Annotated in this window: 23 protein-coding genes; 16 read left to right on the top strand and 7 right to left on the bottom strand. The window is 58.5% G+C overall.

From position 1 onward, the window contains the following. Nucleotides 1–281: 281 nt before the first annotated feature. Together ACFPTO_RS01900 and ACFPTO_RS01895 are read left to right on the top strand one after the other, a co-directional pair. A complete protein-coding gene (locus ACFPTO_RS01900; RefSeq protein WP_377709066.1) occupies nucleotides 282–1523 on the top strand; it encodes a XylR family transcriptional regulator in 1242 nt (413 codons plus the stop codon). A gap of 20 nt (nucleotides 1524–1543) precedes the next feature. Further along, nucleotides 1544–2623, top strand: coding sequence for an aldose epimerase family protein (locus tag ACFPTO_RS01895; RefSeq protein ID WP_377709064.1), 1080 nt, complete (start codon nucleotides 1544–1546; stop codon nucleotides 2621–2623). Between the two features lie 26 nt (nucleotides 2624–2649). On the opposite strand, the gene ACFPTO_RS01890 is transcribed toward ACFPTO_RS01895, so the two are convergent. From ACFPTO_RS01890 to ACFPTO_RS01875, 4 genes are all read right to left on the bottom strand, one after another. Further along, the gene (locus ACFPTO_RS01890; protein ID WP_377709063.1) at nucleotides 2650–3504 is read right to left on the bottom strand and encodes a 3-hydroxybutyryl-CoA dehydrogenase; all 855 of its coding nucleotides are present in this window, start codon (nucleotides 3502–3504) and stop codon (nucleotides 2650–2652) included. Between the two features lie 255 nt (nucleotides 3505–3759). Next, nucleotides 3760–4326 carry an acyloxyacyl hydrolase gene (locus ACFPTO_RS01885; RefSeq protein WP_377709061.1) on the bottom strand — a complete coding sequence of 189 codons (567 nt, stop codon included), beginning with the start codon at nucleotides 4324–4326 and terminating at the stop codon, nucleotides 3760–3762. A 940-nt stretch (nucleotides 4327–5266) separates the two neighbouring features. Continuing rightward, entirely contained in the window at nucleotides 5267–6205 is a 939-nt protein-coding gene (locus ACFPTO_RS01880; RefSeq protein ID WP_377709060.1) for a DMT family transporter, read from the bottom strand. Between the two features lie 466 nt (nucleotides 6206–6671). After that, nucleotides 6672–7157 carry a hypothetical protein gene (locus ACFPTO_RS01875; RefSeq protein WP_377709059.1) on the bottom strand — a complete coding sequence of 162 codons (486 nt, stop codon included), beginning with the start codon at nucleotides 7155–7157 and terminating at the stop codon, nucleotides 6672–6674. A 903-nt stretch (nucleotides 7158–8060) separates the two neighbouring features. On the opposite strand from ACFPTO_RS01875, the gene ACFPTO_RS01870 reads away from it, so the two are divergent. Both ACFPTO_RS01870 and ACFPTO_RS01865 read left to right on the top strand, forming a co-directional pair. After that, nucleotides 8061–8723, top strand: a complete 663-nt coding sequence (locus ACFPTO_RS01870; protein ID WP_377709058.1) for a recombinase family protein — start codon at nucleotides 8061–8063, stop codon at nucleotides 8721–8723. A gap of 239 nt (nucleotides 8724–8962) precedes the next feature. Beyond that, nucleotides 8963–9526, top strand: coding sequence for a hypothetical protein (locus ACFPTO_RS01865; protein WP_377709057.1), 564 nt, complete (start codon nucleotides 8963–8965; stop codon nucleotides 9524–9526). Here the strand turns inward: ACFPTO_RS01865 and ACFPTO_RS01860 are convergent. Then, on the bottom strand, nucleotides 9520–9852 hold the full coding sequence (locus ACFPTO_RS01860) for a hypothetical protein (protein WP_377709055.1): 333 nt from the start codon (nucleotides 9850–9852) through the stop codon (nucleotides 9520–9522). The two genes, ACFPTO_RS01865 and ACFPTO_RS01860, sit on opposite strands and share 7 nt — an antisense overlap. A 200-nt stretch (nucleotides 9853–10052) precedes the next feature. On the opposite strand from ACFPTO_RS01860, the gene ACFPTO_RS01855 reads away from it, so the two are divergent. The 3 genes from ACFPTO_RS01855 (at nucleotide 10053) to ACFPTO_RS01845 (ending at nucleotide 11630) form a co-directional block, all read left to right on the top strand. Then, on the top strand, nucleotides 10053–10307 hold the full coding sequence (locus ACFPTO_RS01855) for a hypothetical protein (RefSeq protein WP_377709053.1): 255 nt from the start codon (nucleotides 10053–10055) through the stop codon (nucleotides 10305–10307). Then, entirely contained in the window at nucleotides 10304–10582 is a 279-nt protein-coding gene (locus tag ACFPTO_RS01850) for a hypothetical protein (RefSeq protein WP_377709051.1), read from the top strand. Before ACFPTO_RS01855 ends, ACFPTO_RS01850 begins: the two co-directional genes overlap by 4 nt. A gap of 142 nt (nucleotides 10583–10724) precedes the next feature. Next, the gene (locus ACFPTO_RS01845) at nucleotides 10725–11630 is read left to right on the top strand and encodes a hypothetical protein (protein WP_377709050.1); all 906 of its coding nucleotides are present in this window, start codon (nucleotides 10725–10727) and stop codon (nucleotides 11628–11630) included. Between the two features lie 112 nt (nucleotides 11631–11742). Here ACFPTO_RS01845 and ACFPTO_RS01840 read toward each other — a convergent pair whose 3' ends face one another. Further along, on the bottom strand, nucleotides 11743–13158 hold the full coding sequence (locus tag ACFPTO_RS01840) for a DUF6538 domain-containing protein (protein ID WP_377709049.1): 1416 nt from the start codon (nucleotides 13156–13158) through the stop codon (nucleotides 11743–11745). 336 nt (nucleotides 13159–13494) lie between these two features. Here ACFPTO_RS01840 and ACFPTO_RS01835 point away from each other — a divergent pair, with 336 nt between their 5' ends. Continuing rightward, the gene (locus ACFPTO_RS01835; protein ID WP_377709048.1) at nucleotides 13495–14928 is read left to right on the top strand and encodes a tyrosine-type recombinase/integrase; all 1434 of its coding nucleotides are present in this window, start codon (nucleotides 13495–13497) and stop codon (nucleotides 14926–14928) included. Nucleotides 14929–15041: 113 nt separating this feature from the next. Here the strand turns inward: ACFPTO_RS01835 and ACFPTO_RS01830 are convergent, their stop codons facing one another. Beyond that, nucleotides 15042–15938, bottom strand: a complete 897-nt coding sequence (locus ACFPTO_RS01830; RefSeq protein ID WP_377709046.1) for a hypothetical protein — start codon at nucleotides 15936–15938, stop codon at nucleotides 15042–15044. 321 nt (nucleotides 15939–16259) lie between these two features. Here ACFPTO_RS01830 and ACFPTO_RS01825 point away from each other — a divergent pair, with 321 nt between their 5' ends. The 8 genes from ACFPTO_RS01825 to ACFPTO_RS01790 form a co-directional block, all read left to right on the top strand. Next, the gene (locus ACFPTO_RS01825; RefSeq protein WP_377709045.1) at nucleotides 16260–16445 is read left to right on the top strand and encodes a helix-turn-helix transcriptional regulator; all 186 of its coding nucleotides are present in this window, start codon (nucleotides 16260–16262) and stop codon (nucleotides 16443–16445) included. A 436-nt stretch (nucleotides 16446–16881) separates the two neighbouring features. Further along, nucleotides 16882–17511, top strand: coding sequence for a hypothetical protein (locus ACFPTO_RS01820; protein ID WP_377709043.1), 630 nt, complete (start codon nucleotides 16882–16884; stop codon nucleotides 17509–17511). Between the two features lie 174 nt (nucleotides 17512–17685). After that, complete coding sequence (locus ACFPTO_RS01815; RefSeq protein WP_377709042.1) at nucleotides 17686–17874, top strand: topoisomerase DNA-binding C4 zinc finger domain-containing protein; 189 nt, start codon at nucleotides 17686–17688, stop codon at nucleotides 17872–17874. Between the two features lie 954 nt (nucleotides 17875–18828). Continuing rightward, nucleotides 18829–19563, top strand: coding sequence for a hypothetical protein (locus tag ACFPTO_RS01810; protein WP_377709041.1), 735 nt, complete (start codon nucleotides 18829–18831; stop codon nucleotides 19561–19563). 498 nt (nucleotides 19564–20061) lie between these two features. Then, nucleotides 20062–20793, top strand: coding sequence for a hypothetical protein (locus ACFPTO_RS01805; RefSeq protein WP_377709039.1), 732 nt, complete (start codon nucleotides 20062–20064; stop codon nucleotides 20791–20793). A 116-nt stretch (nucleotides 20794–20909) separates the two neighbouring features. Then, on the top strand, nucleotides 20910–21686 hold the full coding sequence (locus ACFPTO_RS01800) for an FRG domain-containing protein (RefSeq protein ID WP_377709037.1): 777 nt from the start codon (nucleotides 20910–20912) through the stop codon (nucleotides 21684–21686). A gap of 438 nt (nucleotides 21687–22124) precedes the next feature. Further along, the gene (locus ACFPTO_RS01795) at nucleotides 22125–23288 is read left to right on the top strand and encodes a DUF4238 domain-containing protein (RefSeq protein WP_377709035.1); all 1164 of its coding nucleotides are present in this window, start codon (nucleotides 22125–22127) and stop codon (nucleotides 23286–23288) included. A gap of 174 nt (nucleotides 23289–23462) precedes the next feature. Further along, a partial coding sequence (locus tag ACFPTO_RS01790) for a hypothetical protein (RefSeq protein WP_377709033.1) occupies nucleotides 23463–23685 on the top strand: 223 nt, incomplete at its 3' end.

Raw genomic sequence — 23685 nt, 5'->3', positions numbered from 1 at the left:
GAGAGCCATACTGCCCGCGCCGCGCGACGAGGAGCAATTGCGAAATTGCGGGAGCCGGATAACGTTTCCTGCCAGCCGCACGTGTGCCGCCCACGCGCCGCGAAATGTCGGCCTAAAATAACTGCACGCTTAATAACCGAAACCCGGGCCGAAGCCAGAGCCGAGACAGCGCCGCGCGAACAGCACACACGCTGCGCCCAGACAAGGAACAAGGAGACGATGGCGTCGACAACCCCGCGCCCGCCAGCCACGGCCCGCCGCGATGTCGCGCCCGACATGCCATGAACCGCGCCCCCGCTTCCCAGACGCCGCACCGCATCGCGCTGCTCTTCAACGCGAACAAGGTCTATGACCGCGAGATCATTGCGGGAATCGGCCATTACCTGCGCTCGACGCGCGTCGCGTGGGACCTGTTTCTCGAAGAGGATTTCCGCTGCCGCCTCGCGGGCATCGAGCGCTTCGACGGCGACGGCATCATCGCCGACTTCGACGACCCCGCCGTGGCCGAAGCGCTGATCGGCTGCCGCCTGCCCGTGGTCGCAGTCGGCTCCTCGTTCGAAGACCCCGCGCACTACCCGCCCGAGCTGCCGTATATCGCCACGGACAACGCCAAGCTCGTCTCGCTCGCGTGGACGCATCTGATCGGCGCCGGACTGCCGCATCTCGCGATGTACAGCCTGCCGGTCGCACAGGAGAACCGCTGGGCGCAGGAGCGCGAACTCGCCTTCCAGAAGCTCGCGCGGGACGAAGGCGTCGCCGCGCCCGTCTACCGCGGACTCGCGACGAGCGCGCCGGCCTGGAACCAGGCCATCGAGCAGTTGAGCGAATGGCTGCACAGCCTGCCCAAGCCGGTCGGCGTCATCGCCGTCACCGACGCGCGCGCGCGGCATCTGCTGCAGGCATGCCTGATCCACGGCATCGCGGTGCCCGAACAGGTCGCGATCATCGGCATCGACAACGACCCGCTCACACGCACGCTCACGCGCATTCCGCTGTCGTCGGTGATCCAGGGCACAGAGGAAATGGGCAAGACGGCGGCGCACCTGCTGCACCAGATGCTGAGCGGCGCGCGTTTTCCCGGACGGCGCATTCTGGTTCCGCCGGTCGGCATCAACGTGCTCGAATCGACGAAACACGAACCGCTCTCAAGCCCGCACGTCATGCGTGCACGCCACTTCATCCGGCAATACGCATGCCAGGGCATCAAGACCGAACAGGTCGCGGATTACGTCGGCATCTCTCGATCGTCGCTGGAAGAGTATTTCCGGCGGGAACGCCAGTGCACCGTGCACCAGGAAATCCTGCGTCACAAGCTCGACGCCGCCAAGGCGATGCTCGCATCGCGCGACGCGGCGAGCGCCGAAGTCGCGATCCGTTGCGGGTTCACGTCGCTTCAGTACATGTATGCCGTGTTCAAACGCGAACTCGGTTGCACGCCGCGCGAGTATCAGGACAGCGTTGCGCTTGAAGCGACGCGTTCCCCAACGTCCGCGCGTCCGGACTCCGGCCACGGCCGCCAATAAATATCTCCGACTCCAGCCCCATGAACAGCTTCGCCCATCTGCCCGCCGAACCCTGGGGCACCCTGCCCGGCGGCGATCCCGTCCGGCTCTACACGCTGCGCAACGCGCAGGGCATGAAGCTGACGATCAGCGATCTCGGCGCAACGCTCGTCTCATGGCTCGCGCCCGACCGCGCCGGGCGCCTCGCCGATATCCTGCTCGGCCACGACACGCCCGCCCAATACTACGCAGCGAGCACCTACATGGGCGGCCTCGTCGGGCGCTGGGCGAATCGCATCGGCGGCGCGCGCTTCACGCTCGACGGCATCGAATACACGCTCGACCGCAACGAGAACGGCAATTTGCTGCACGGCGGCGCAAACGGCTTTCATCGCGCGATGTGGCAAGTCGAAGACGATCGCGGCGCGCTGGTGCTGCGGCTCGACTCGCCGGAAGGCGACGCCGGATTTCCCGGCAACGTGAGCGTGCAGGTACGCTACACGCTCGACGACGAAGGCACGCTCACGATCGACTACGAAGCCGTGAGCGACGCGCCGACGCCGCTCAATCTCACGAGTCATCCGTACTTCAATCTCACCGGCGAACCCGGCTCGGATATTCGCGGACACGTTCTCACGATCGACGCCGATGCGTTTTTCGAAGTCGATCCGCAGTTGATCCCGGTCGGCATCGCCGACGTGTCGGGCAGCGCCTTCGATTTCCGGCACGGCGCGCCGCTGGGCGCGCGACTCGACTGGCCGAACGCCCAGCTCGCGCGCACACGCGGCTTCGATCATTGCTACGTGCTGCGCAAACCTGTCGCCGAACCGGGCACGGCGTGCGCGGTGCGCAGCGTTGCGTGCGTCTACGATCCGTGCAGCGGGCGCGAACTGAGCGTCGCGACCGACCAGTACGGCCTGCAGTGCTATACGGGGAACTATCTGGACGGCATGCCGGGCCGCCATGGCGCGACGTACGTGCGCCATGCGGGCCTGTGCCTCGAAGCGGGCGGCTTCCCGAACCAGATCAACATGGAAGCCCCCGAGCGCGACGCCGTGGTGCTACGCCCCGGCGCCACGTATCGTCAGGTCACACAGTACCGCGTAGGCGTGCGCACCTGAACCGGCTTTGCGCGATCACCGCGCGATTACTTGTCGTAGCGATACACGCCTTGCCCGGTCTTGCGGCCGAGCTGGCCCGCCGCGACCTTCTCGCGCAGCAGCGGACAGGCACGATACTTCGAGTCCCCGAAGTCTTTCAGGAAGACGTCCATCACGGAGAGGCACACGTCAAGGCCGATCAGGTCCGCCAGTGCGAGCGGCCCAATCGGATGATTGGCGCCGAGCTTCATGCCGGCGTCGATCTCCTCGGCGCTCGCCGTGCCTTCCGCGAGCACGAAGAACGCTTCGTTGATCATCGGCACGAGAATGCGGTTCACGACGAAGCCCGGCGAATTCTTCACGTCGATCGGCGTCTTGTCGAGCCGCTTCGCGAGTTCATGGACGTCCTGCGCGATCTGCGCACGCGTCTGCAGACCGCGGATCACTTCCACCAGCGGCATCATCGGCACCGGATTGAAAAAATGCATGCCGATAAAGCGCGATGGATCGGCCAGCGTCGTCGCGAGCGCCGTGATCGAAATCGACGACGTGTTCGACGCGATGATCGCATCCGGCCGCGCAGCGGCTTCGATCTGCTTGAGAATGCGCGTCTTGAGTTCGGCGTTCTCGGTGGCGGCCTCGATCACGAGATCCACGCCCGCGAGACGCTGGTAATCGGTGGAAATCTCGATGTGCGTGAGCGCCGCGTCGCGCACGTCCGCGGCAAGCTTGCCCTTCGAAACGAGCCGCTCGAGGCTGTGCGTGAGCGTCGCCACGCCTTTTGCGAGCGCCGCGTCGGTCACGTCGATCATCACCGCTTTCAGGCCCGCAACGGCGACCGCCTGCGCGATGCCGTTGCCCATCGTGCCCGCGCCCACAATCCCCACCGATTCGATAGCCATGCCTCGTCCTCACTCTTCTGTCTGCGACGCCGGCGCATCGCGTGTAAGAAATGCCGGCGATGCGGCGCACGTGGTGCACCGCATCAATGCTCGACAGTTTAGCGGGTGTGGGAAATGGCCGGTATCGGCGTGTGCGGCGGGCAGCAGGCGCTCAGTCGGCGCCGAAACGGCCGACATGGACGAACTGGCGCGGTGTGCTTCTAGCGTGCGCCGAGCGGCTGTGGTTACAGCAACGCCTGTGCCGGTTGCGACACGCTAGAAGTTGTACTGCAAATAGATCTGGGTGAAGTTGATGCCCGGATTCGGCCTCTTGATGCCCGCATTGGACAGGTGCTGGAAGCGGACACCGGCCTGATAGTTCTGGCGCTCGCCGAATTGCGCGCCGACGCCAAACGTCTCGGAGAACTGGAAGGCAGTCGACACAGTTCGGCCAGGCGCCACATAGACCGTTGACAGCAACCGCACCCCAGGGCCCGCCTCGAAGAACGGACGGAACCATCCCGTGTCCTTGATGATGCGGAACATCGGCGTGATTCCGAACTCCCAGACGCCTGAAGCCGACGCATTGGAAGGAGTCGCGTGCCAGTACGCGACGTGGCCCTCGCCGACCACGGTGAAATGAAAACCGCCGACATGCCACCATTGCCAGCCGGGATCCCAGACGAGGCCCAGATCCAACTTCTTGAGGTCGTGGTCACCGATCCCCGCGCCGAACTGGACGCCGAACCGATCCGCGTGCGCGCCTGCGGACCCAAGACCGAGCAGCGCGGCAAGCACCCCGCGCACACAATAGCCCTGCCAGGGCAATTTTTTTACTTTCATGGAAGTCCCGATGCGAACGTCAATCTAACGACGCCGGAGCGAAGTCCGCCGGAGCGCGAGCGTCGCGCAACCGCCCTGGCGCCTGGGCGGTTGCGGCAGCCGTCGTCGCCCGGGGCCGCAAAGCGACCCGCCGTGCGTCAAATCAGCCTGAACCGGCTTGCGCCGCGCGCCGGACGATCCCCCCGTCCCGCACGCGGCGAACCTAAAACCAGCGGATCCGCAATGATGGAGAAACCTTGAAAATAGCGATTCATCGTTGCGTATTCGGCACAGGCTCAATAAGGGCCACTCAACCAAAACCATATCATTGCTTTGTTGGCAAAGCCATTAAGCGAAAACACTGTATTGATTCGTCGACACCACAATCGCACCATTGCCGAAGAATGGCGCCAGTCTAGACTTCTATTGATAATCGTGCGTCTATCGTGTCTCGACCGCTTTTGCACCGCACAATATTGTGGGTCTTACGCTGTCATAGCATCAGCGTCGGTGACTGGGGGCTTTCGATACGTACCACAGAAGCGCCTACTACGTATTCGTTACCTCACTTATCGGCAAATTATTCGGAAGGATTAAATCCGTCATATTTTTATATGCCAGTTTGGTTTAAATATCAAAAAATTACAGAAAGCCGACAAACACTATCTGACTGACAATGCCAAATCATGCTTTATTGCGTCGGAATGAATAAACGCATCCGTTCAATTGGGAATTAGCGCGCATGGATATGCGGCATCCGATATTGCCGTGAAATTCGATGGACACGCGGGAGTCACGAGCTATGTTGGCAGCTTCTGCTCGAAGCGATGCCAGCCGTCCTGGCCGGCTACCCGGCGTTCTTCTTGAGCGGCAAGCCCTCAGGTGGCGCATAAAGCAGTCGTTGCGCATGCATCAAATGCATGCGCAACGAAGCCGAAACGCGGCACCCAACGCCGAAGATTCACTGCTTCGCGCCAGCCCCACCCTGCTGCGCGCGAAGACCCGGCAGGCGCTTCACAAAACCCGTTGCCAGCGCCGTACCGACGAGAATCGTTGCGCACGCCCCGACCATGCCCGCCGACACACGCTCGCCAAGAAAGAGCGCGCCCCACAAGATGCCGAAGACCGGAATCACGAACGTGACGGTAATCGTGCGCGCGGGACCGATGGCGGCGATGAGCCGGAAGAACAGCAGATACGCGATGCCCGTGCAGGCGATGCCGAGTCCGAGCACGGCGCCCCACGCGTGCAGCGAGATGGGCGTCGACGGCCAGGTCGCAACGGCGAACGGCACGAGCACGATCGTCGCGCCCATCATCGTGCCAGCGGCGACCGTGAGCGGATCAGCACCGGTCAGATGGCGCTTCGTATAGCTCGCGGCAATGCCGTAGAGCAGCGTCGCGCCGAGCGTCGCTGCTGCCGCGAGCGCGGTGGCGGACGACGAAGCCCCGTCACCCGCATGCGTCAGGATCTGGTCGCCAACGAGCGCGAGCACACCGGCAAAGCCGATCACGAGCCCGACAATGCGCATCCCGCTCAGCCGGTCCTTGAGCCACAGATACGCGACGACGGCGCCCCATAGCGGGGTCGTCGCATTGATCACCGACGTCACGCCCGCGGAAAGCGTCAGCTCGGCCCAGGCGAAGAGACAGAACGGCGCGGCTGAGTTGAGGATGCCGACGACAAACAGCGGCCAGGCCCGCTCTCGCAGCGTACCGACCGCCTCACGCGCGGGACGGCGCAAGAACAGCACGAGCAGCAGGAACAGCGCGCCGATGCCGACGCGCAACGCCATCAACGGCGCGACGCCGAAATCGGCCACGCCGATGCGGATAAACAGGAACGATCCGCCCCACACGGCGGCGAGAAACAGGAGTTGAGCGAGCTCTATTGGGTCCATGACGGGCACTCGTGTAAAAACCGGCTGGTTATGTGCACGCGCCGGCGGCCAAAACATGACCTGATCGTAAATCGCGCGGCGCGCGGTTCATAGCGAGGGATTCTCACCGATATGTGAGGAAAATTAACAGCCGAATCTTGCTCACTCATTCGGGCAACCGCCGCGATCATACCGGCTGCGGCGGCGCGCTCACTTCGCAGCGGGCGGCGAGTGCGCGGCGGGCGGCGTCGCGTGTCATTTTCCCGGTGCCCGATTCCCCTGGCGTTTCACCCCGACGACGGTATCCTGAATCCGACAGCAATAGAGTGCCGAGTCTAAATGGTTGTTGATGCATCAATCGGTCGGCGGCGGTTTAATCCGTGTCGCGACCTCACCTCGCCATTCCAGCGCCTCCCGTCCGGGCAAACCGCCAACGGCTACACGGCACTGCCGACCAGTCAAAGCGGGCCGACGCACCATAGCAACTTTACGCGGCAATATTGGAGTTAGCCGATACCCGAGCAACCGTACTGAGGTGGTAACCAATACGCCAGAACATGAAAATGTTGACGACGCCCGCACATGCCGTGGAAAGCCAGCCAACAACCGTTTGCCCATAATCCGCAAAGCATGCGTCAATTAGCCAGTTCAACGCATACAGGAACACGACGCACTTCCATCCGACGGTGACCGATAGCGGAAAATAGCGCGACATGAAGCGAGTACCGCCACGGTTTCTGCCGAAGAGGTACACAACGCCCGCTATCGTCACTCCGAAAGTAGCCCACGCGTTGGCGAGCATCCACGGTTCAACTTTCGGACTCGGCGTGGCCGCGATGAGCGAGAACTGCAGCCAGTCGAAAGTCGTGATGGCGAGGAAATAGGCGAAGACCGCCCGTTCCGAAAGCGAGCGTTCGATCAGCTTCTTCCTGACGTATGGCGTGCTCCAGCAAAGGCGATGATCTACGGACATGCGAACGAATCTCAGAGATGGGTCCTGGGAAACTTCAGGCAGAGAAATTTTCCGTTAGGGCTCCTCAAATATCGGCATAGACCTCTCCGCGCTACCTACGGTGTTTTGCTTCGGGTCGTTATGTGCGATTCATGAGGGCACGACGTTCCGCAGCATAACACCCGCTGCGGTGGTCACGCGCCTCGATACGAGGCACCGCTACCAAGGGTGCATCGGTCGCAGTAAGACCCAGGGCCCGCGTCGTTGTTCTGGCGTCGGCAATTCCACTGCAGATCGAACGTCTGTCGGTACTTGTCGCGGGCGATGTTCATCGCGCGCTCCGGGTTGCAGATCCTGCATCCTTGCGCGGCCCCACAAGCTCCCGCCAGGCCCCAAAATCGCAAGGTGGCCCCAGAGTGACCCTATTCCACACAGGAAATAAAAAAGGACCTACGGCTTTCACCGTAAGTCCTTGATTTTCCTGGTCGGGGCGAGAGGATTTGAACCTCGTAAACACACCGAATAATCAAGCACTTAGCACTGTCACACAGCCCACGTGGAGGCAGTTTGTGTAGCAGTCGCCATTCTAGCAGCGCCCCAAACTGGCAGGCCTAAATTTGATAGGGATTTCTGCGCGACCCTACAGCCCCTGCCGCGCTACCGTGTGCCCCCTTTGCGCCCGATTTGGCTTCTGATAAGACGCGTGCAGGCGCACACGCACGCGAATGCTCCTCAGTTGGCGCATTGCGCGCTTCCGCTGTGGCGCGCCGAGAGCGCGAGTCAATATGTCACGAACTTATAAGATGCTGACGATTGGCCGATAGGCTTCGAGGTGCCATGCTGTGATGTCAGGAAGATACAGTTGACGCATTGGTGGCTGTCAACTATGATAGCTGTATCTTCTCGACACATGGAGCGTGCAGCATGTCGCAGCATTGGGCGTACTACCGGGTTAGCTCGAAGGACCAGAGCATTGAAGCGCAGCGTGACGTTCTCACGGACAAGGGAGCCATCAAGTTCGATGTAGAGCGCAAGGATGAGGGCGTGAGCGGGCTTGTGCCTGCTGCGAAGCGTCCGGGCCTTGGATCGATTCTAGAATTCATCCGCAAGGGTGATGTGCTGCATGTCTTCGCTATTGATCGACTAGGCCGCGACGCTATCGACGTGCAAAGCACGGTGCGCGACCTGATCGACCGGGGCGTGCGCTTGAATGTGCATGGCCTTGGCGAGATAGCGCCGGATGCGTTCGGCCGGCTCGTCGTCGGCATTCTGGCTCAGGTGGCGGACATGCAGCGCGCCAAGATTGAAGAGAACACCGCGAACGGGCGGGAGACGGCACGGCGGCACTTCGAGGCGACCGGCAAGACTCACAAGGGCAAGGACTCGCTAGGCCGCAAGCCCAGCATTGCGCACGAGACGCTTGTGCAGGCGTTCAAGTTGCTGGCCGATTCAGGCAACGTGGCGCAGACGGCGAAGGCGCTAGGGATCAACCGGACTACCCTGATTGCCGCACGAGACAGCGGCGCACCGTGGGCGGTGCAGGCGCGAGCTGAGGCCGGGTATGCGGTGACAGCGTGTCGTGGCTGACGAGCAGTAGCCGCCCTATGCAGCAGGCAGGATTGAGGCCAGCCCGCGTGCAGCGCTGGTTTGTCCACTGCCGTTTACTGTCCCAAGTATTTGATTTGTAGGCAATTGTTGACGCCGGTTTACAGGTGACTGTAAACTTCGGGCCGCTGTGTGTGTGAGCAGAGAACCACCGCCTCAGACACGGAGAGGGACCGACATGCCGCAGACAGGCGGACAAGACATTAATAAGGACTACAGAAATGAATACGGCAGCGAATGCAGTAACCGAGGTGACTGAGATCGCAATGGACATGATCTATGAAGCGCACGAAGAGGGCGCGTTCTTCGCGGAGACAGACTGGCAATGGGCCCGGAAAGATACGCGGGTGCCCGCTCGCGTGATGCCGGTAGCGCCGGGTTACTCCAGCATGGCGGACCATTGCGAACGCTCGTGGGAGTTCATCCGCCAGCAGGTATGCCCTGAGTGGGACAGGCCGGATGTGCGGCTGGCGTTCTTCCTTGGTTACGAGGAAGCCGCGAAGTTATTGGCCGCTACTGGCGAAGCGGGATATGAGACGTTAGCCGAAGCCGGAACCGTTGAGGAAACCGAGGGCTGGGTGCTGCGCTCCGCGCCGTGGGTGGAGACGCCTGATAGCGCAGAGAGAGCGACGCGTGCAATGCGCGCCGCTGACGCCGGGGTCGCTGGCTGGGCCGAGCTTGCTGCGAGCGGCAGCGTGGGCGTGTGGCGAGCCGAGGAAGCCGCACTGCGGGCTGCGGAGTTGGCCGAGGCTATCGCTGGCGCGGGTGTACTAGGAGTTCACTGATACTGAGCTGCCAGACGGGCCGGGTTCTGCATGCATTCGGCTGTCTCCATGACCGCCACGGTCAGCGCTGGTTTGTTCGCGTAGCGCGGATTGTCCAGTATGGCCTGATTCATTGCCATCATGCGGTAGTACTTCCGCTTGCCTAGCGCATCGGCTAGGCCATCGTACAACTGCTCCAGCGTCATGTGCTTCTCGTGGACCGCCTCCCACATGTCACCCACGCCGACGCCGTACAGGGTGCAGGTGTCACGCATTGAGGCGTCGGTGGCGGCGTGTGCTGCTGAACAGGCGATTGCGAGCGCAACGACGGGGATAACACGGTGCATGCGGGCCTCCTTGGTGTGGTTGTGAGCGCATTGTAAGGCGTGCCGTGCTGTGAGTCCTGCCCGGTGCCAACACCATCATCGGCTCGGCAATCGCCAACGAGCTTAATCAGTAAGCAGTACATCTTAGAACCCGCTCAGCCTTGCTGGGCGGAGGACTCCAATTTCATGTCCCAACCAAGACACACTTAACAGGAGCCACAATGGCAGCAGACTATCTTGTACCGTGGCTGAAGGCGTCAGGGCAGGATGGCCTGCCGGGCACTCATCGGGGGACTATGACCATTACTGAGCAGCATCCGCTGGAACACAACGCCGAGGCGCGTAACTACTTCGAACGTTTGGAGGCGCGGGCATCAAAGGGGCCGCTCGCCGTTTGGCGTGAAGCGGTGGAGGTGTGTACTGGCGGACTCCCGAGCTGGGCAGCGCGCAAGTACAGAGCGCGGGCGAAGGCATGAGCGCGGAACGCATTGAGCAGGTGCGTCCCGCATGGCTGGAGGTTGCGCTAGTACGGGAGGTAGCGCGGGCATTGCCGCCTGAACCGGACGTAATCGAGCAGGCGTGCCGACTGCGGGGCATGGACCGCGCCAACCTCGCGGTATCCGCGACTATGCGCGGCGTCAGCATCGAAGATTACACACGCGAGGTCGTCGCCAAGTCTAAGAAGCCTGCGCCGGTGATCGACAGGCAGTACATCGAGCGTGCGCGGCGTGGCTATCGCGTGCGGCGTTGAGCGCCAGTAGCATGAGGCCGTGCTTCGCGGGCGGTCGTACGTGGGAGCCCATCTATTCTCCATTCTGGAGAAATCCTTGGCGCGGCGTGCATCAGGAGACAGGGTGCGCTAGAGCAACTCAAATAACGCGGAGGAGAACCTAATGGGGCAGTTCGCTACCATGATCGTCGGCGCGACCGCTGGAGTCATGAACGCCACGATCCAGAACGCACAGAACGCGGCGACGTACACGGCCCAGACCGCACAGACGGACGCCGCGAACGTGCTCTCGGAGGATCAGGCAGATAACAGCAACAGCATTCGGGAGTCGAACAACTCGTTCCTCGCGACGCAAGCCGCGCTCTCGAACGCTCAGCGGTCAATCACTAACCAGAACAAGGCCATCGCAATAGGGCAGCAGACGGACGCGCTCGCAGTGAATCAGTCGCGGGCGATGGAGGCCATGACGCGGGGTAATGTTGAGCAGCAGCTCAGCGCTGCGGCACAGCTCGGGGCGCTGCGCGTGGAGTCAGCAGCGAAGGGTGTGGGCGGTACGTCCGCCGATATCATGCGCTCAACGATGCAGGGCACTACCGCACGCCTCACCACGATGCAGGCTCAGAAGGGTTCGCAGATGACGTTCGATCAGGTGATGCAGATGTCGGGCATGCGCTCGAACCTAATCACGTCGCAGGACTACGGGCAGACCGTGGCAGCGATGGACTACGCGAAAGCGATCCCGCAGACGTTCATTGCGCCCATGCGTATGCCGGACGTGTCGATGGCGCAGGCCGCGCTACTCGGTGCGGCGGGTCAGGGACTCGGACAGTTCAGCCAGTCCAATGGCGGCAGCGGTACGACGGTGGGCTCCACGGGCGGCGTAGGCAGCACGCAGAACTACGCGTCACAGTCGATTATGTCCGGCGTGAACAGCATCGGCTCGTGGGGCAGCGACGCTGGCAACAGCTCGTACTCCGGTGGAGGTAACTCGTATGGCTTCTCGATGGGTGACAGCGGCAGCAGCTCGTCGGGCGGCATGAACAATTCCTTTAACTTCTCACTCAGCTAGGATGGGCTGAGGCGGCTCTATACCAGACACTCACGCACTGGTGCGCGGCGGTGCATCTGTTGCGCGCTCCCGTCAGGCGAGCCAGCGACAGCGAGGCGAGGAGCGCAAGCCGTCAGTCCGTGGACACCTTCGGATACGTCAGCGTGTTGAGCGCATCGAGCATGACCGCCAGTGTGATAGTCGTATAGCTGACCCGCCCGGACGATCCTTGTGCGGCATGGCCGGTAATGGCATCTGCTGTGGCGTCGCCTATGTTGCTGGCGGCAAGTGCGGACCTGATCCAATGCCGGAACTTGTGCGAGCCATGCAGTGCGCCGAGCGGCAATCTTGCGTCCTTGCGGAACCCGTTGAACCACTGCACCGCCGTATCACCGGGACCACGTGTACGCCCTGCCATGGTCGAGAATGCAGGATCGTCCGGGCGGCTACCGTCCATTACCGAGGCGAGCCACGCGCTAACCCATGGGTCCGCCAGCAAGTGCGCAGCGAGCGGGATCGTACGTTCGCTCTCTGCCGTCTTGACCGTGCCCGCCTCTGCCGTAATGTTGATCGTGGTCATGCCACGCTGCACCTGAAAATCGCGCCGCCGTAGCTGCGCTATCTCGCCAATGCGTGCGCCGGTATGCAGCAGGATCAGCAGCAAGGCGCGACCGTCCGAGGGCTGAACGTCCTGCCAGTGCTCGACGGATTCCATGCGATCCGAGAACAGCGCATGACCGAATATCTGCGATAGCTGCGCTTCCGTCCACGGTCCCCGCCTAGCAGCGCCGATGCTCTTGTCGAAAGACAGGTCCAGTGGGTTGCTGACGATCAGGGCATCCTTTTCGGCGACGTTGAGCAGCGCCGTGATACAGGCTGCGTGGTTCCCCGCCGTCTTGCGCCCGAAGCCGCGAGCTTCGCCGTCGAGCAGGAATCGTACAAACGCCGCGCCGTGCTCCTTCTTCAGATCGACCAAGGGAATGCGCCCCAAGGCTTCCTCGAACAGAGCTATCGCCTTCTCTGTCCTGCCTCTGGCGTTATCTTTCGGGGCATTACGAGCAATCCATGAGGGCACAACATCGCGGAGAGTCGGTGCCCCCTTCTCCGCCGCCTTGGCTATGGCTTGCTGTGCGGCGTGCTGGGCACGGTTGCGGGATGAGTCGCGGGCAGCGCGGATCGTGTCCGCCGCGTCGAGCACTGCGACCTGACGAGCTACGGCTTCTTCGAACTGCTGTGCGTCGTCGTCGCGGTCATCCGAGGAGTACGCGGCTTCGGCTTCGTCGTGAGCTTCTTCGGCTTCGCGGCTATCGAATGGCCCCCACTGACCGCGACACGTAACGTCCTCAGTCAGCGGCAATTCAGCGCGGAGCTTCGCCCACTCCTCATCCAGCCGGACATCTTCGAGACGGCAGCGCGCTTTAGCCTCGTCCCGGTCGCGGGTGCGCAGGCTCTTGCTGACTTCTGATTTACCGAGAACGGGAACTAGATCGATGGGAACACGGCGGCGGATGTAATAGACGTTTCCGCGCTTGTCCAGATGAGTGCACATGTCTTAAGTCCAATGGATCGCCCGATGATACACAGGCTTTGTGGGTCATCCACAGGGACTAGGACATGTGCTGAGAGCCTAAGAATCGAGTAAACAATTGATTCATAAGGATAATTCTGGTCGGGGCGAGAGGATTTGAACCTCCTACCACCTGCACCCCATGCATGTATAGACTAGATCGCCGTGGACACCAACGGACACACAAGCTCCAATAAATCCTTTAAATTACAATTATTTAAGTATGTTATCCTGTCCACAGCAGTCCATATCCATCCACTCCTAGCCATGCAATCCGGTGGGGTAAAAGTGGGGTAAAATTTCAAGCGAGTGTGCAGGATGAGCAAGATTACCGTCAAGGGGCTGGAAAGCCTTACACCGACAAACGACGGGCAGACCATTAGGGAAGATGGCGGTCTCGTCGGTCGTGTCCGCGCAGGGCAGCGCGGCGTTTCCGTGCTGTTCCGCTACGAATTCAAGCTCGACGGAGCCAAACGGGACTACGCTCTCGGCTCCTGGCCCAAGACGAGTCTCGCCGACATCCGGGCCGAGCGGGATCGCATCCGCGTTATCGTTGCTGAAGGCATTGATCCCGTCGCGGCGAAGAAAGTTGAGCGCATCGAAAAACAAAAAGCGGTGGAAGCCACACTTGCGCAAGCCGAGCAGGTCCGGATCGATGGTTCGACAGTGCAGGATCTTTTCGATGTGTGGGTTACTGATGGCGTAGCTCGCAAGGATGACAACAAGGAACTACGCCGACAGTTCGAGAAAGATGTTCTCCCTGCCATTGGTCGTATCGAATTGCGCAGACTGACAGATGCCGATATTCGCGCGATGCTACGGAAAATGATCGGCCGGGGAATCGTCCGCACGGCTATCATGGCGTTCAACGATCTTGGCCAGATGCTGCGCTGGGGCGAAAAGCGTCAGCCCTGGCGCGGATTGCTGGCCGACGGCAACCCTATCGATCTGGTGGAGATGGAAAAGCTCGTCCCCGATGATTACGAGGAAGAGCGGGACAGGATATTGCCGCCGAACGAAATTCAGGAACTGGCTCGTATCTTCCGGGACACTACGGCTGCATACGACACCGCAGAAGTGGGCACCCGGCACAAACAGGCCCGACCGTTGAAGCGGGAAAGCCAGCTTGCGCTGTGGATATGCCTTGGCACACTGTGCCGTATAGGCGAGTTGCTGATGGCGAAATCTGAACACGTCGATTTGGACGCCCGCACATGGTTTATCCCCCGCGCGAACGTCAAGGGGCGACGACAACAACGGCAAGAGCATATTGTTTTTCTGTCGGACTTCGCATACCGGCACTTCGCTGAACTGAAGAAACTCGCTGGCGACTCCGGGTGGCTGTTCCCGGCCCGCAACAAAGGCGAGGAAGAAACGCACATTTGCCTGAAATCGGTAAGTAAGCAGGTTGGCGACCGGCAAACTCGCTTCAAGAGCCGTAGCAAGCCACTCGCCAAGCGAAGGCATGACGATAGTCTAGTCCTGGGTCACGGAGCCAACGGAGCGTGGACGCCCCATGATCTGCGGCGGACTGGAGCAACGATGATGCAGGGATTGGGAATACCGTTGGATATCATCGATCGCTGCCAAAACCATGTCATTGCTGGCGCGAAAGTCCGCCGACACTACCTGCATCACGACTATGCCAACGAAAAAACGGTTGCGTGGCGCAAGCTGGGCGAGCGACTGGACGCCCTCCTCGCCGAAAGATGCGGCACGGGCCAGTCACACGCCGCTTTGGCGGACGCGTAGCCCCTTCTGTTATCTGCAGCGTCAGCGCTTGGCACCCTACGCACTCGGGCTGTTATCGGCAAGGCAGACGCCGCAATCCGCAAAAACAAGAAATAGATGCAAGACAGAACAAATCAAAACAGAGAAGTCTGTTGAACTGCATCGGTTTCGTCTGGCATGCCATATCTAGCAGCATGCTGGATTAATCTCTCTACGATAGCCACCATCGTCATTCGCTGCTGTTTGACCAGAAAATCCAACTGATGACGACTTTCATCCGACAACGCCAAATTTGTTTGCGATTTACCTTCCAGATTTTTTCTGGACTGTCGGCGCTTGAGCTCTTTCTTTATCTCCCCAATATGAAGCTGCCTTTTATCTGATGAAAAATTTGAGCTATCGAGAAAGGATAAAAGATCATCTAATTTTACAAATTTAGATACACTACGCATCAACCTCGGATATTTCTCACAATACCAATCCCATGCCACTTCACATTTCTGCTTTTCACTCCCCTCCTTGAACCATTTGTAATACTCATCCAGCCGCAAATGCTGCACCCAGTTGTCCCTCAGCCCATTCAACACGCGTTGCTTTTCCGATATAGGCTGTCTCCAGTAGTCGATCATCGCAATCAATCGCTCCCGCGAATTAAGCACCGACGGGTAGACTGGATCGTTCACTCTGTCTTCGCGGAATATCTGCTCGAATTCATTGACTAGCCAGGTTATCTGACGCCCATTTTTCTCGATCCAAGAAAGATCGTGCATCGGCAATATTTCAACTGTTCTTGCCTTGCTCAGGTCCTCAACGAGATAGCGATCTCCCAGTCGGTCGGCCATGGTGAGAAACATGGCTTTTGTCATGAACATGTCAGGAGCCAAGTCCCTTTCTTCCTCGTCCGTCAAGGGCGCACCACTCACCCTTAGCCACATCCATAGCCACGTCAAAGTGCGCGGATCAAGAATCCAGCCGGGGAGTTGAGCCTGAAGCGCTTCCACCCCAGATTCATTGTCATACGCTATTGCCATAACACACTCATCGCGAACTTTAATAAGAAATCCATATCAATTTCCAACAAAAATATCTTGAGAAATATCTAGGAAATTCATACGAAATACCATGCTCATGCAACGTCAATGCACGAGAAATACATCGGAAATATATTAATAGATCTCTTCTGGATAGCCGTCCATCATGGTGCCTAGACGCATGCCTGCCCTGCTCCTGCCATACGTCATCATGTTAGCACGACGCCCGAGGTGAAGGCCGCAGCAGGACGCGGATGCGTCCTGCTGTAAAAAACTACCGCTCCTCGGGATTGTCTGGACCAACCAGACAGGAGCGACACCATGCGCCTCATCCGACTCATCGACGTAACCAACATCACCGGCCTGCGCCGATCCACCATCTACAAGTACATCGCCGAAGGCAACTTCCCAAAGGCCGTTCCGCTTGGCGGCGGGCGCGTAGCGTGGGTTGAGCAAGAGGTTCAGGACTGGATCACTGAACGAATCGAGGCACGCGACGCCGCGTGACATGAGCACCGATATCACTGGTGATGGGGAATTCCCCATCACCAGTGGCTAGCCATTTTTCTATCCAAGTAGCTGACAGGAGCTTCCGCTCCCACGCGGTGGAAAGCCAGTGGAAATTCATGCACGGTCAGTTGCATATCTGGAGGAAGAAATAATTTTCAAAATACCAGCAAATCCTCAATGCCCGATAACGCATTCGCATTATTCAGACCTTATTTACCTCAATAAGAATTACAGCCCCTATGTAATAGATTTTATAATCCATGTCTTACAAAACAAATATTTCAACACGAAATACACAAAAACATCCACGAAATTAATTCATCAAAACAAACCAGATCAAGATGCCATCAAGGCATGTTTGACGATTGATATCTAATAAATACTTTTCTATTGAATGAGTTGATCCATTGGCATAACCCCAAGGAGGTCAACCATGTCAGACGGAACTAGTAAATATTGGCTCGGCAGAGACGATGATTCCAATACCCAGAGATGTAAGAAGCAGCGCTTCGATAGATGTCGCATCAGAAATCTGAATTTTGAGATTGAAATGTTTGATCGTCGTAAGAGCTATCAGATTCTCTTCATTACGATGAATATAAACAAATCCTTACGTGACGATGTCAACTTTGAAACAATGCAGAAATTTCGTCGGAAATTATTTCAGCGAATTAAGGATGCGACTCGTGGAATTCTCTCTGAGATTCATGGCCTGATATGGCGACAGGAGAGCGGTGGTAACGGCAATGAGAATCATCACCTCCATCTGGTCGTTTTCGTCTCTGCCAGTCGTCGTGACCACGTCACGGCCTGCGAGGAGTTGGGGGAGTATTGGGTAGCGCTTACTCGTCGCTGGGGCGACTTCGACAACGGTAATCGCCGTACGCCTTCCTACAGGAAGAAATGGGGCGTAGCGGTCGGCTACATCCATCGTAACGATGAGGAAAAGCGTGGTGCGCTTCGCAAGCTCATCGGCCTGTATATGGCGAAGGTCTCTCAAACTCCCGTAGATCGAGACGAGGATGACAAGCTGTCCGGCAGGAGGTTCTTCGGCGGCCAATAACCGGTCTTGAGTTCCCACCCGGGCAACAGGCGCGCGCTCATGGGAGTTGATCCAGACGCGCGCCTGTTCAATCGGCATCGACCAACAAGCCAGTGCGTGTGATCGGTGAATAAAAAAATATCACTGGCACCTATCTCATGGCAGTTGACCTCATCAATTTTTCAGGAGAGTTCCATGAGCGATCATCAAAACCCGCGTTCCCCAAAGATCTTCGCACCCGTGGGTGTCGTATGTCCGCAGTGCACAAGCCCCATGGTCCTCAGGGTTTCCAGGCAAGGCCCAACCCCCGGCGTACATTTTTTCGGGTGTGTGAAATTTCCCGTTTGCTACGGCACCCGCTCGATTGAAGATGTTAAGGGATGACCACGCGGATATTCGCGCGTCCGTGCCCATACGTGGCATGGGCGCACGTCCAGCACCTCCTGGCGCGGCTGATAGCTCGCATCTACTTGGAAGTTTTCGGGGGTCATATTACCCCTATCCGATGTTCACGAGCAGCTTATAGCGCGATCTGAGAGGTCGATTTTTCGCGAGCTGGTCCCGCTGCGCGAGAGAAGGCGTTTTTCAACACTATCGGCCACAACCGGTCATTCGACAACGTTGACTAATTCGTCGACAATTTCGAACAGTTTTCCGAATCGTGGTCAAAATCGGCTGGACAAGTGTTGGGCTCGTTCAAGGTCGCCGATAACGATACATAGGAAGCGCTATGCCAAATTTCTCCTGGGAGCCGTTGGATTTGATTGAGGCTCTCGATGTTGTGCCAATCGAGGAAGAACACGGAATTTCCTATAGGTACCTCGTCTCGAGAGCCCCCCTGTTCTTGGATCTAACGATATGGCCACTCAGCTGCGACGTAGAGCTGTTGCTCAGGATTGAAGGAATTGCAGAGCCATTGGTCCGACTCGATTTGCTGGATTGTCCTGGGGCACGGGTCGTGCGGGACGATTGTCGTTCGTATATCGAATTCTCTGCCGCGAAGTTATTCCACGGCCGTTACGATTGCGCGGACGCCGCGCCCTACGGATTCCGACTACAAATCCAGCCGTCTATCCAGGTGTCAACATTTTCCTACCCCACCTGATTGACTCCGAAAATCTGCAACGGGTGAACAACGCTCGATCACATAGAGCAGTACCGGCCATTTCCCGCCATTGACCGCGACGACGACGCGGTTGCCCGAACGTCGCATTCGCTGCGACCAACCGTCATTCGTGTGCAACGCGCATTGGCCGCGTCGAAGGCCGCGAACGTTCGCCAACGCGGCTCAAATATGGCACTCGGCACGGCTCGGATGAGTCGGACTTCGGTCTTACAATGCAGTTTCCACAAAAGGGGCATTCCGGCATGAGCCTTACGCAAGATCAGCATCGCCGCTGGGTGTCCAGCTTCTTCAATTCGAAGGTCAAGGAATTTGATTTTTGCTTGCGTTCAGTCATCGAGTGCTGCGATCAATCGATGCACAGGTTCCGCGGCGGGCAGCAGGGCAACGAACAAACAGAAAGTAAGATCGTTTACGCGTTCTCAGCGTTTAGCAACACCGTTCAAACTCTTAAGGATGCCGGCTCAACGTTTCTGAATCCGAAGATCACGTGGAGAGACATCGAAGTTCTGCGTCATGGAAAGTTCATTTGGCTTAGCAGAAATGCAGCTACTCACGATGGTAATCCCGTGATAAGCGCGTGGTCAGACGGGCGCTACTTCGTGCCAAACGACATCCACCGGTTTGGTCCAGCTGGCGACCTGATTGAGATTCCGGCGCCGACCGTGGACGCGGGCCAATTTTGTCTTGAGTTTGCGCAAGATTTCAGCGCCTTTCTTGCAACTCGTCTTAGCTCCCTCCGTCCCGTAGAAGGCCCGAAGCCGAACATTGCCGAGATCCAACAATTTCTGCATTCGCCCGTGGTACCGGACTTCGTTCGCCAGCTTTTCGATAAGCAGAAGGTTGAGATAGAGCGCGTGCTTGCCCAAGTGAAGACTGATCCGGTCGGGGACGCTGTCGCTTCATTGCGCGCGATCACGACGTTCCGCGAAGCTCGCCTTAACACCTGACCGGCATCGTGGATACGTCCATCAGGAATACCTCAAGAAGGGACGCGGAGAAGCGCCAATGTCGGTCGGCAGCTTCGGGTCGATCACTGCCGGCCGTATCGGACAATAGTCGGCCACAAGTCGCCGGTCGAGGTCGCCATCCAATTTGAATAGCCAAGGTCTCGTCCGCCCCCGCTCAATGGCCGGTTTCCGGCGAGCGAATTGTCGGTGGCACTGCTTCAACCCGGCCATGATGCGTCATTCGGCCAGCGCGATGCTCGGACGTTCTAACGGCTGCTCCGCGTTTGCCATGGGCCATTCGGATCACGCATCGAACCGTGGCGGACTGGAAATCTTTGTGCGTGAGCTGTCGGTTTCCGCCTCCAAATTGCTGGTGCTCTACCGAAACTCAAGCGGCGTCGGAAAAACTTTAGCCCCGTTACCCGCCGGCATATCGCAAAGTGCACGGTTCATCACACGTACAATTCAATCCGACCACCCCACCCTTTTGGATCGAACATGTCAGAAGAACGCGATGCGGCTCCGCCACTATTGTCAATGCGCTCGTACTTTTCGATCACCCACCTCGCTGCGGCGGCTCAGCACGCGCGAGCAGCCGGAATGATCGAAGCGTCGTACAAGCAGTTTGACGGTGCAGAAGCACTCGAACACAAGGGCTGCGTCACAGCCTCGTTGTTCATGAGCGTTGCTGCAGTTGAAGCCTTCATCAACGAGCTTTTTTTGGACTGCTCGGTCGGGTATACGCATCATCTCGCCGGACTTGATACCGCCACGATTGATCGGCTTGGGCGCACATGGACCTGCAACAACTCGCTGGTCGAGAGAGCAGGTATTCTCGAAAAATACGATATGGCGTGCCTGCTGGCCGACAAGACGCCTTACAGCCGCGGCAGCCGCGAGATACAGGATGTCGCCGTAGCGATCGCGGTTCGTAACGCCTTGATGCACTACAAACCGCAATCAATCGACCTGCCTACGGACGGCTCGCCCGGCACCATTCAGGGTAAAGGTGCGTGGGGCGGCCTCAGCAAGACATTGCTGGGCTATTCTCTCAAACCCAATCCCTATGCAACCGCTGCACAGCCGGAGTTCCCATATCGCATGCTCGCGCATGACTTCGCCGCACGTGCATTCGAGAGTACTCTCCACTTTCTTGAGCTGTTTGCCGGATATATGGGAATGACGAATCCGCCGTTCCGTAATATCGCACCGACGCTCAAGGCGCGTTAGTCAGGTGGGCGCAAGGGGAGCTCATCGACGACATCCGCGACCATGAATTCCGCCCTCTGTGTCCCGCGGCCAGCCTAGAGTCAGGCACGCAACCTTCTCAATGGAAAGCGCAGAACATGCACAAGAAGCGCTATGCGAAGCATCTCGGCGATGCCCGCAACCTCGCCGAGTTCCTCGCGGCGATCAATGGCAAACTCAATGGCGAAGTTCGCACGCTTTACCGCGGCCAGAGTGATGCCGGATGGTCGCTGAAGCCCGCGATCGCGCGCCTCGGACGTTCCGTTTCGCTGCGCGAAGAGACGAGCATGCTGGAAGAATTCAAACGCCGGGCGATCCCGTACCTGGATTCACCGCTCAGTGACATCGGCGACGCAGATTGGTTGGCGATTGCACAGCATCATGGCATGCCCACCCGTATGCTCGACTGGTCGGGCAGCGCGCTAACAGCGCTCTGGTTCGCCATTAAGCAGCCTGCGGAAACGCAGACGGCGGCAGCCGTGTGGATTCTCACCTACGAACCAGAGGATCTGATGCGTGACGCGGAGCGCAACTCACCACCGCTGGCGATAGCCCGTACTGTCGTTATCCGGCCGCGACACATTACCCGCCGCATTACTGCGCAGGACGGATGGTTCACCCTTCACCGTAACCACGACGGAAACAGAAAGTCGCCTGAGTTTGTATCATTGGAGACGAATCGTGACTACAAGAATCGGCTTTACTACGTCACGATCCCAGCGAGTGCTTTCGGTGAGATGCGGGTACAGCTTGCAAAGGCAGGCGTGAATCCCTCAGTGTTGTTTCCTGACCTGGGCGGCGTTGCAGATTTCGTAAAGTGGAGTCATCAGTACCCGAAGGACGAACTGCAAACGCGCGTGGAACCACTGCTCTGACAGCCGGAGCGTCACGCGCTCCGCATCGGAATCCGGCCGGAATGATGAAGCTGGCCTTCGGCAAGAGCAAAAGGGTGAGCGACCGCTGTACTTCGGACAAGAGACCTAGGGCGCACGCGGTGTGGGGAGGCCGTTAAGGGTCGGGAATACTCACTGCCAACTGGCCGCTTCCGGGAAGCGGAATTCTAGTGGCCGCTTTCCGGCAATGAATTTGAAGAGCGGACTGACGCAACCTGACCTATAGCAGACCTCCAACTCGCGTGATAGTAGCCTCTGGATTGGCACGTCACTGATGAACGATAATAGCCGTGGGCCGCGATAATCCGGTGTGGCATGCAATTCAGGAGATCCGACATCTGAGCAGAGTTGCAACCAGCAGCCGACAAGCGTCCATCGCCAGTAGCGTCGAAAGGTTGACAGCCAACATAAGGAGTGAATGTGGCTGAGAATAAGAAGCAACACTACGTCCCGCAATTCTATCTACGCAATTTTTCGTGGGGCGAAGACAGACTTCCGATCAAGTTGTTCACTATTAAACGAGGTGAGCATTTCACGGCTGGAAATCTGAAAGGGCAGTGTTACGAAGACTATTTTTACGGCAAGGACCTGACGATCGAGAAAATGTTCGGGACGCTCGAGGGCCGAGTCACCCCGATAGTTGATGGAATAGTGGCAAGCGGAGAAGCCCCTGTTCGCTACAGCACAGACCACGACGCTCTGTTGACGTTCGTTTTGCTGCAGTACGCGCGGACGAAGCACGCGGGCGAGGCGAATGACGAACAGGCAGAAAAGTTCGCCAAACTGCTATTGTCGAAAGACGAGACTATCGAGCCCGAGCATCTGGAAAAATTAAAAATTTCGCTCGAAAAACCTTTCAATAATAGCCTGAAGGCAATCGCTGAGTGCCTACCTCTAGCCCATGACCTGAGGATCAAAATTGCCATTAATCGCACGCCGATCCGGTTCGTCACAAGTGATCACCCCGTTGTATTCTCAAACCAATACGGCGAGGACCGCATAGCTAGCAGTAACATCGGGCTAGCTAGCAAGGGCCTTCAAATTTTTTACCCGGTCTCCCCTTGGCATATGGTAGTTCTCTATGACGAGGCTATCTATAAAATAGGAAACCGCAAGGGAACATCGGTGGATGTCACTTCCGTAGCTGATGTTCAGAAGTTGAATGACCTTCAATGGCTAAATGCGCTGGAAAACGTCTATTTTGACAATACGCAGCAACTTAGTGAAATCTATCGTGGCTACGAACGGAATGCCTCGCGTCGCAACGGTGAAAAGGCTGTTGTCCAGGAATTCATGCCGAAGGACCACGCCGACGGTATGTCATCGTCGATTATCAGGTTCGCAAAGCCGGAGATCAAGTTCGGGCTACGTCTCGACTTCCTCAAGTGTCTGAAGGCAATGCCCGATGAGGAGAAGCTGTTCGGAGGTCCTCTGGTGCGCGATCCTCAACGCGTCGCTGTCCACCGAGAGTTTCTGAAAGCGCGGGAAAAGGGCCGCTATAAGGCAAGCGAATTCGGAAAATTCGTGATGGAACAGTACGGCGGCCCGGCGCCAGCTAAACCCGATGGCACGGCCGCGCCATGAGATCTTCGGGAAAAAAAGAAGAAACATAGAGCCGTCCAGAGACCTTCGGGTCTCGGGTGGCTATGTCACACTTAACTAGCAGGGCGCAAGGTCCGGCTAAGACCCTAGCGAAGCTTGGGCCGGCGAATGCACCAAACAAGTCCCACGCATTCATACTGCCTCCGCGAGTTCTTAATGGTACCGAATGTCCTCAAACTGGATCGTGCGGAATGCCGGGAAGGTCAGCCAGATTCATTTCAAATGCGCGTCCGCAGCAGCGCGGGCCACATTGCTAACGATCCACATAGCGACGGCGACTGTCCGTTCTTGGGCCGATTGGGTGAGGCCGCCAACGTTAAGGGTTATTGGACGTCTGCCCTCAACCACATGGCCGTGAGTGTGCCGCGGCGCGTGTGGG

This window comes from Paraburkholderia denitrificans (assembly GCF_042655705.1).
Lineage (GTDB): Bacteria > Pseudomonadota > Gammaproteobacteria > Burkholderiales > Burkholderiaceae > Paraburkholderia > Paraburkholderia denitrificans.
This window is presented reverse-complemented; position numbering and strand designations above follow the sequence as displayed.

Excerpts from the sequence above, each read along its gene's own strand:
- ACFPTO_RS01900 (WP_377709066.1), top strand. The coding sequence starts at position 282 with ATGAACCGCGCCCCCGCTTCCCAGACGCCGCACCGCATCGCGCTGCTC.
- ACFPTO_RS01895 (WP_377709064.1), top strand. The coding sequence starts at position 1,544 with ATGAACAGCTTCGCCCATCTGCCCGCCGAACCCTGGGGCACCCTGCCC.
- ACFPTO_RS01890 (WP_377709063.1), bottom strand. The coding sequence starts at position 3,504 with ATGGCTATCGAATCGGTGGGGATTGTGGGCGCGGGCACGATGGGCAAC.
- ACFPTO_RS01885 (WP_377709061.1), bottom strand. The coding sequence starts at position 4,326 with ATGAAAGTAAAAAAATTGCCCTGGCAGGGCTATTGTGTGCGCGGGGTG.
- ACFPTO_RS01880 (WP_377709060.1), bottom strand. The coding sequence starts at position 6,205 with ATGGACCCAATAGAGCTCGCTCAACTCCTGTTTCTCGCCGCCGTGTGG.
- ACFPTO_RS01875 (WP_377709059.1), bottom strand. The coding sequence starts at position 7,157 with ATGTCCGTAGATCATCGCCTTTGCTGGAGCACGCCATACGTCAGGAAG.
- ACFPTO_RS01870 (WP_377709058.1), top strand. The coding sequence starts at position 8,061 with ATGTCGCAGCATTGGGCGTACTACCGGGTTAGCTCGAAGGACCAGAGC.
- ACFPTO_RS01865 (WP_377709057.1), top strand. The coding sequence starts at position 8,963 with ATGAATACGGCAGCGAATGCAGTAACCGAGGTGACTGAGATCGCAATG.
- ACFPTO_RS01860 (WP_377709055.1), bottom strand. The coding sequence starts at position 9,852 with ATGCACCGTGTTATCCCCGTCGTTGCGCTCGCAATCGCCTGTTCAGCA.
- ACFPTO_RS01855 (WP_377709053.1), top strand. The coding sequence starts at position 10,053 with ATGGCAGCAGACTATCTTGTACCGTGGCTGAAGGCGTCAGGGCAGGAT.
- ACFPTO_RS01850 (WP_377709051.1), top strand. The coding sequence starts at position 10,304 with ATGAGCGCGGAACGCATTGAGCAGGTGCGTCCCGCATGGCTGGAGGTT.
- ACFPTO_RS01845 (WP_377709050.1), top strand. The coding sequence starts at position 10,725 with ATGGGGCAGTTCGCTACCATGATCGTCGGCGCGACCGCTGGAGTCATG.
- ACFPTO_RS01840 (WP_377709049.1), bottom strand. The coding sequence starts at position 13,158 with ATGTGCACTCATCTGGACAAGCGCGGAAACGTCTATTACATCCGCCGC.
- ACFPTO_RS01835 (WP_377709048.1), top strand. The coding sequence starts at position 13,495 with ATGAGCAAGATTACCGTCAAGGGGCTGGAAAGCCTTACACCGACAAAC.
- ACFPTO_RS01830 (WP_377709046.1), bottom strand. The coding sequence starts at position 15,938 with ATGGCAATAGCGTATGACAATGAATCTGGGGTGGAAGCGCTTCAGGCT.
- ACFPTO_RS01825 (WP_377709045.1), top strand. The coding sequence starts at position 16,260 with ATGCGCCTCATCCGACTCATCGACGTAACCAACATCACCGGCCTGCGC.
- ACFPTO_RS01820 (WP_377709043.1), top strand. The coding sequence starts at position 16,882 with ATGTCAGACGGAACTAGTAAATATTGGCTCGGCAGAGACGATGATTCC.
- ACFPTO_RS01815 (WP_377709042.1), top strand. The coding sequence starts at position 17,686 with ATGAGCGATCATCAAAACCCGCGTTCCCCAAAGATCTTCGCACCCGTG.
- ACFPTO_RS01810 (WP_377709041.1), top strand. The coding sequence starts at position 18,829 with ATGCAGTTTCCACAAAAGGGGCATTCCGGCATGAGCCTTACGCAAGAT.
- ACFPTO_RS01805 (WP_377709039.1), top strand. The coding sequence starts at position 20,062 with ATGTCAGAAGAACGCGATGCGGCTCCGCCACTATTGTCAATGCGCTCG.
- ACFPTO_RS01800 (WP_377709037.1), top strand. The coding sequence starts at position 20,910 with ATGCACAAGAAGCGCTATGCGAAGCATCTCGGCGATGCCCGCAACCTC.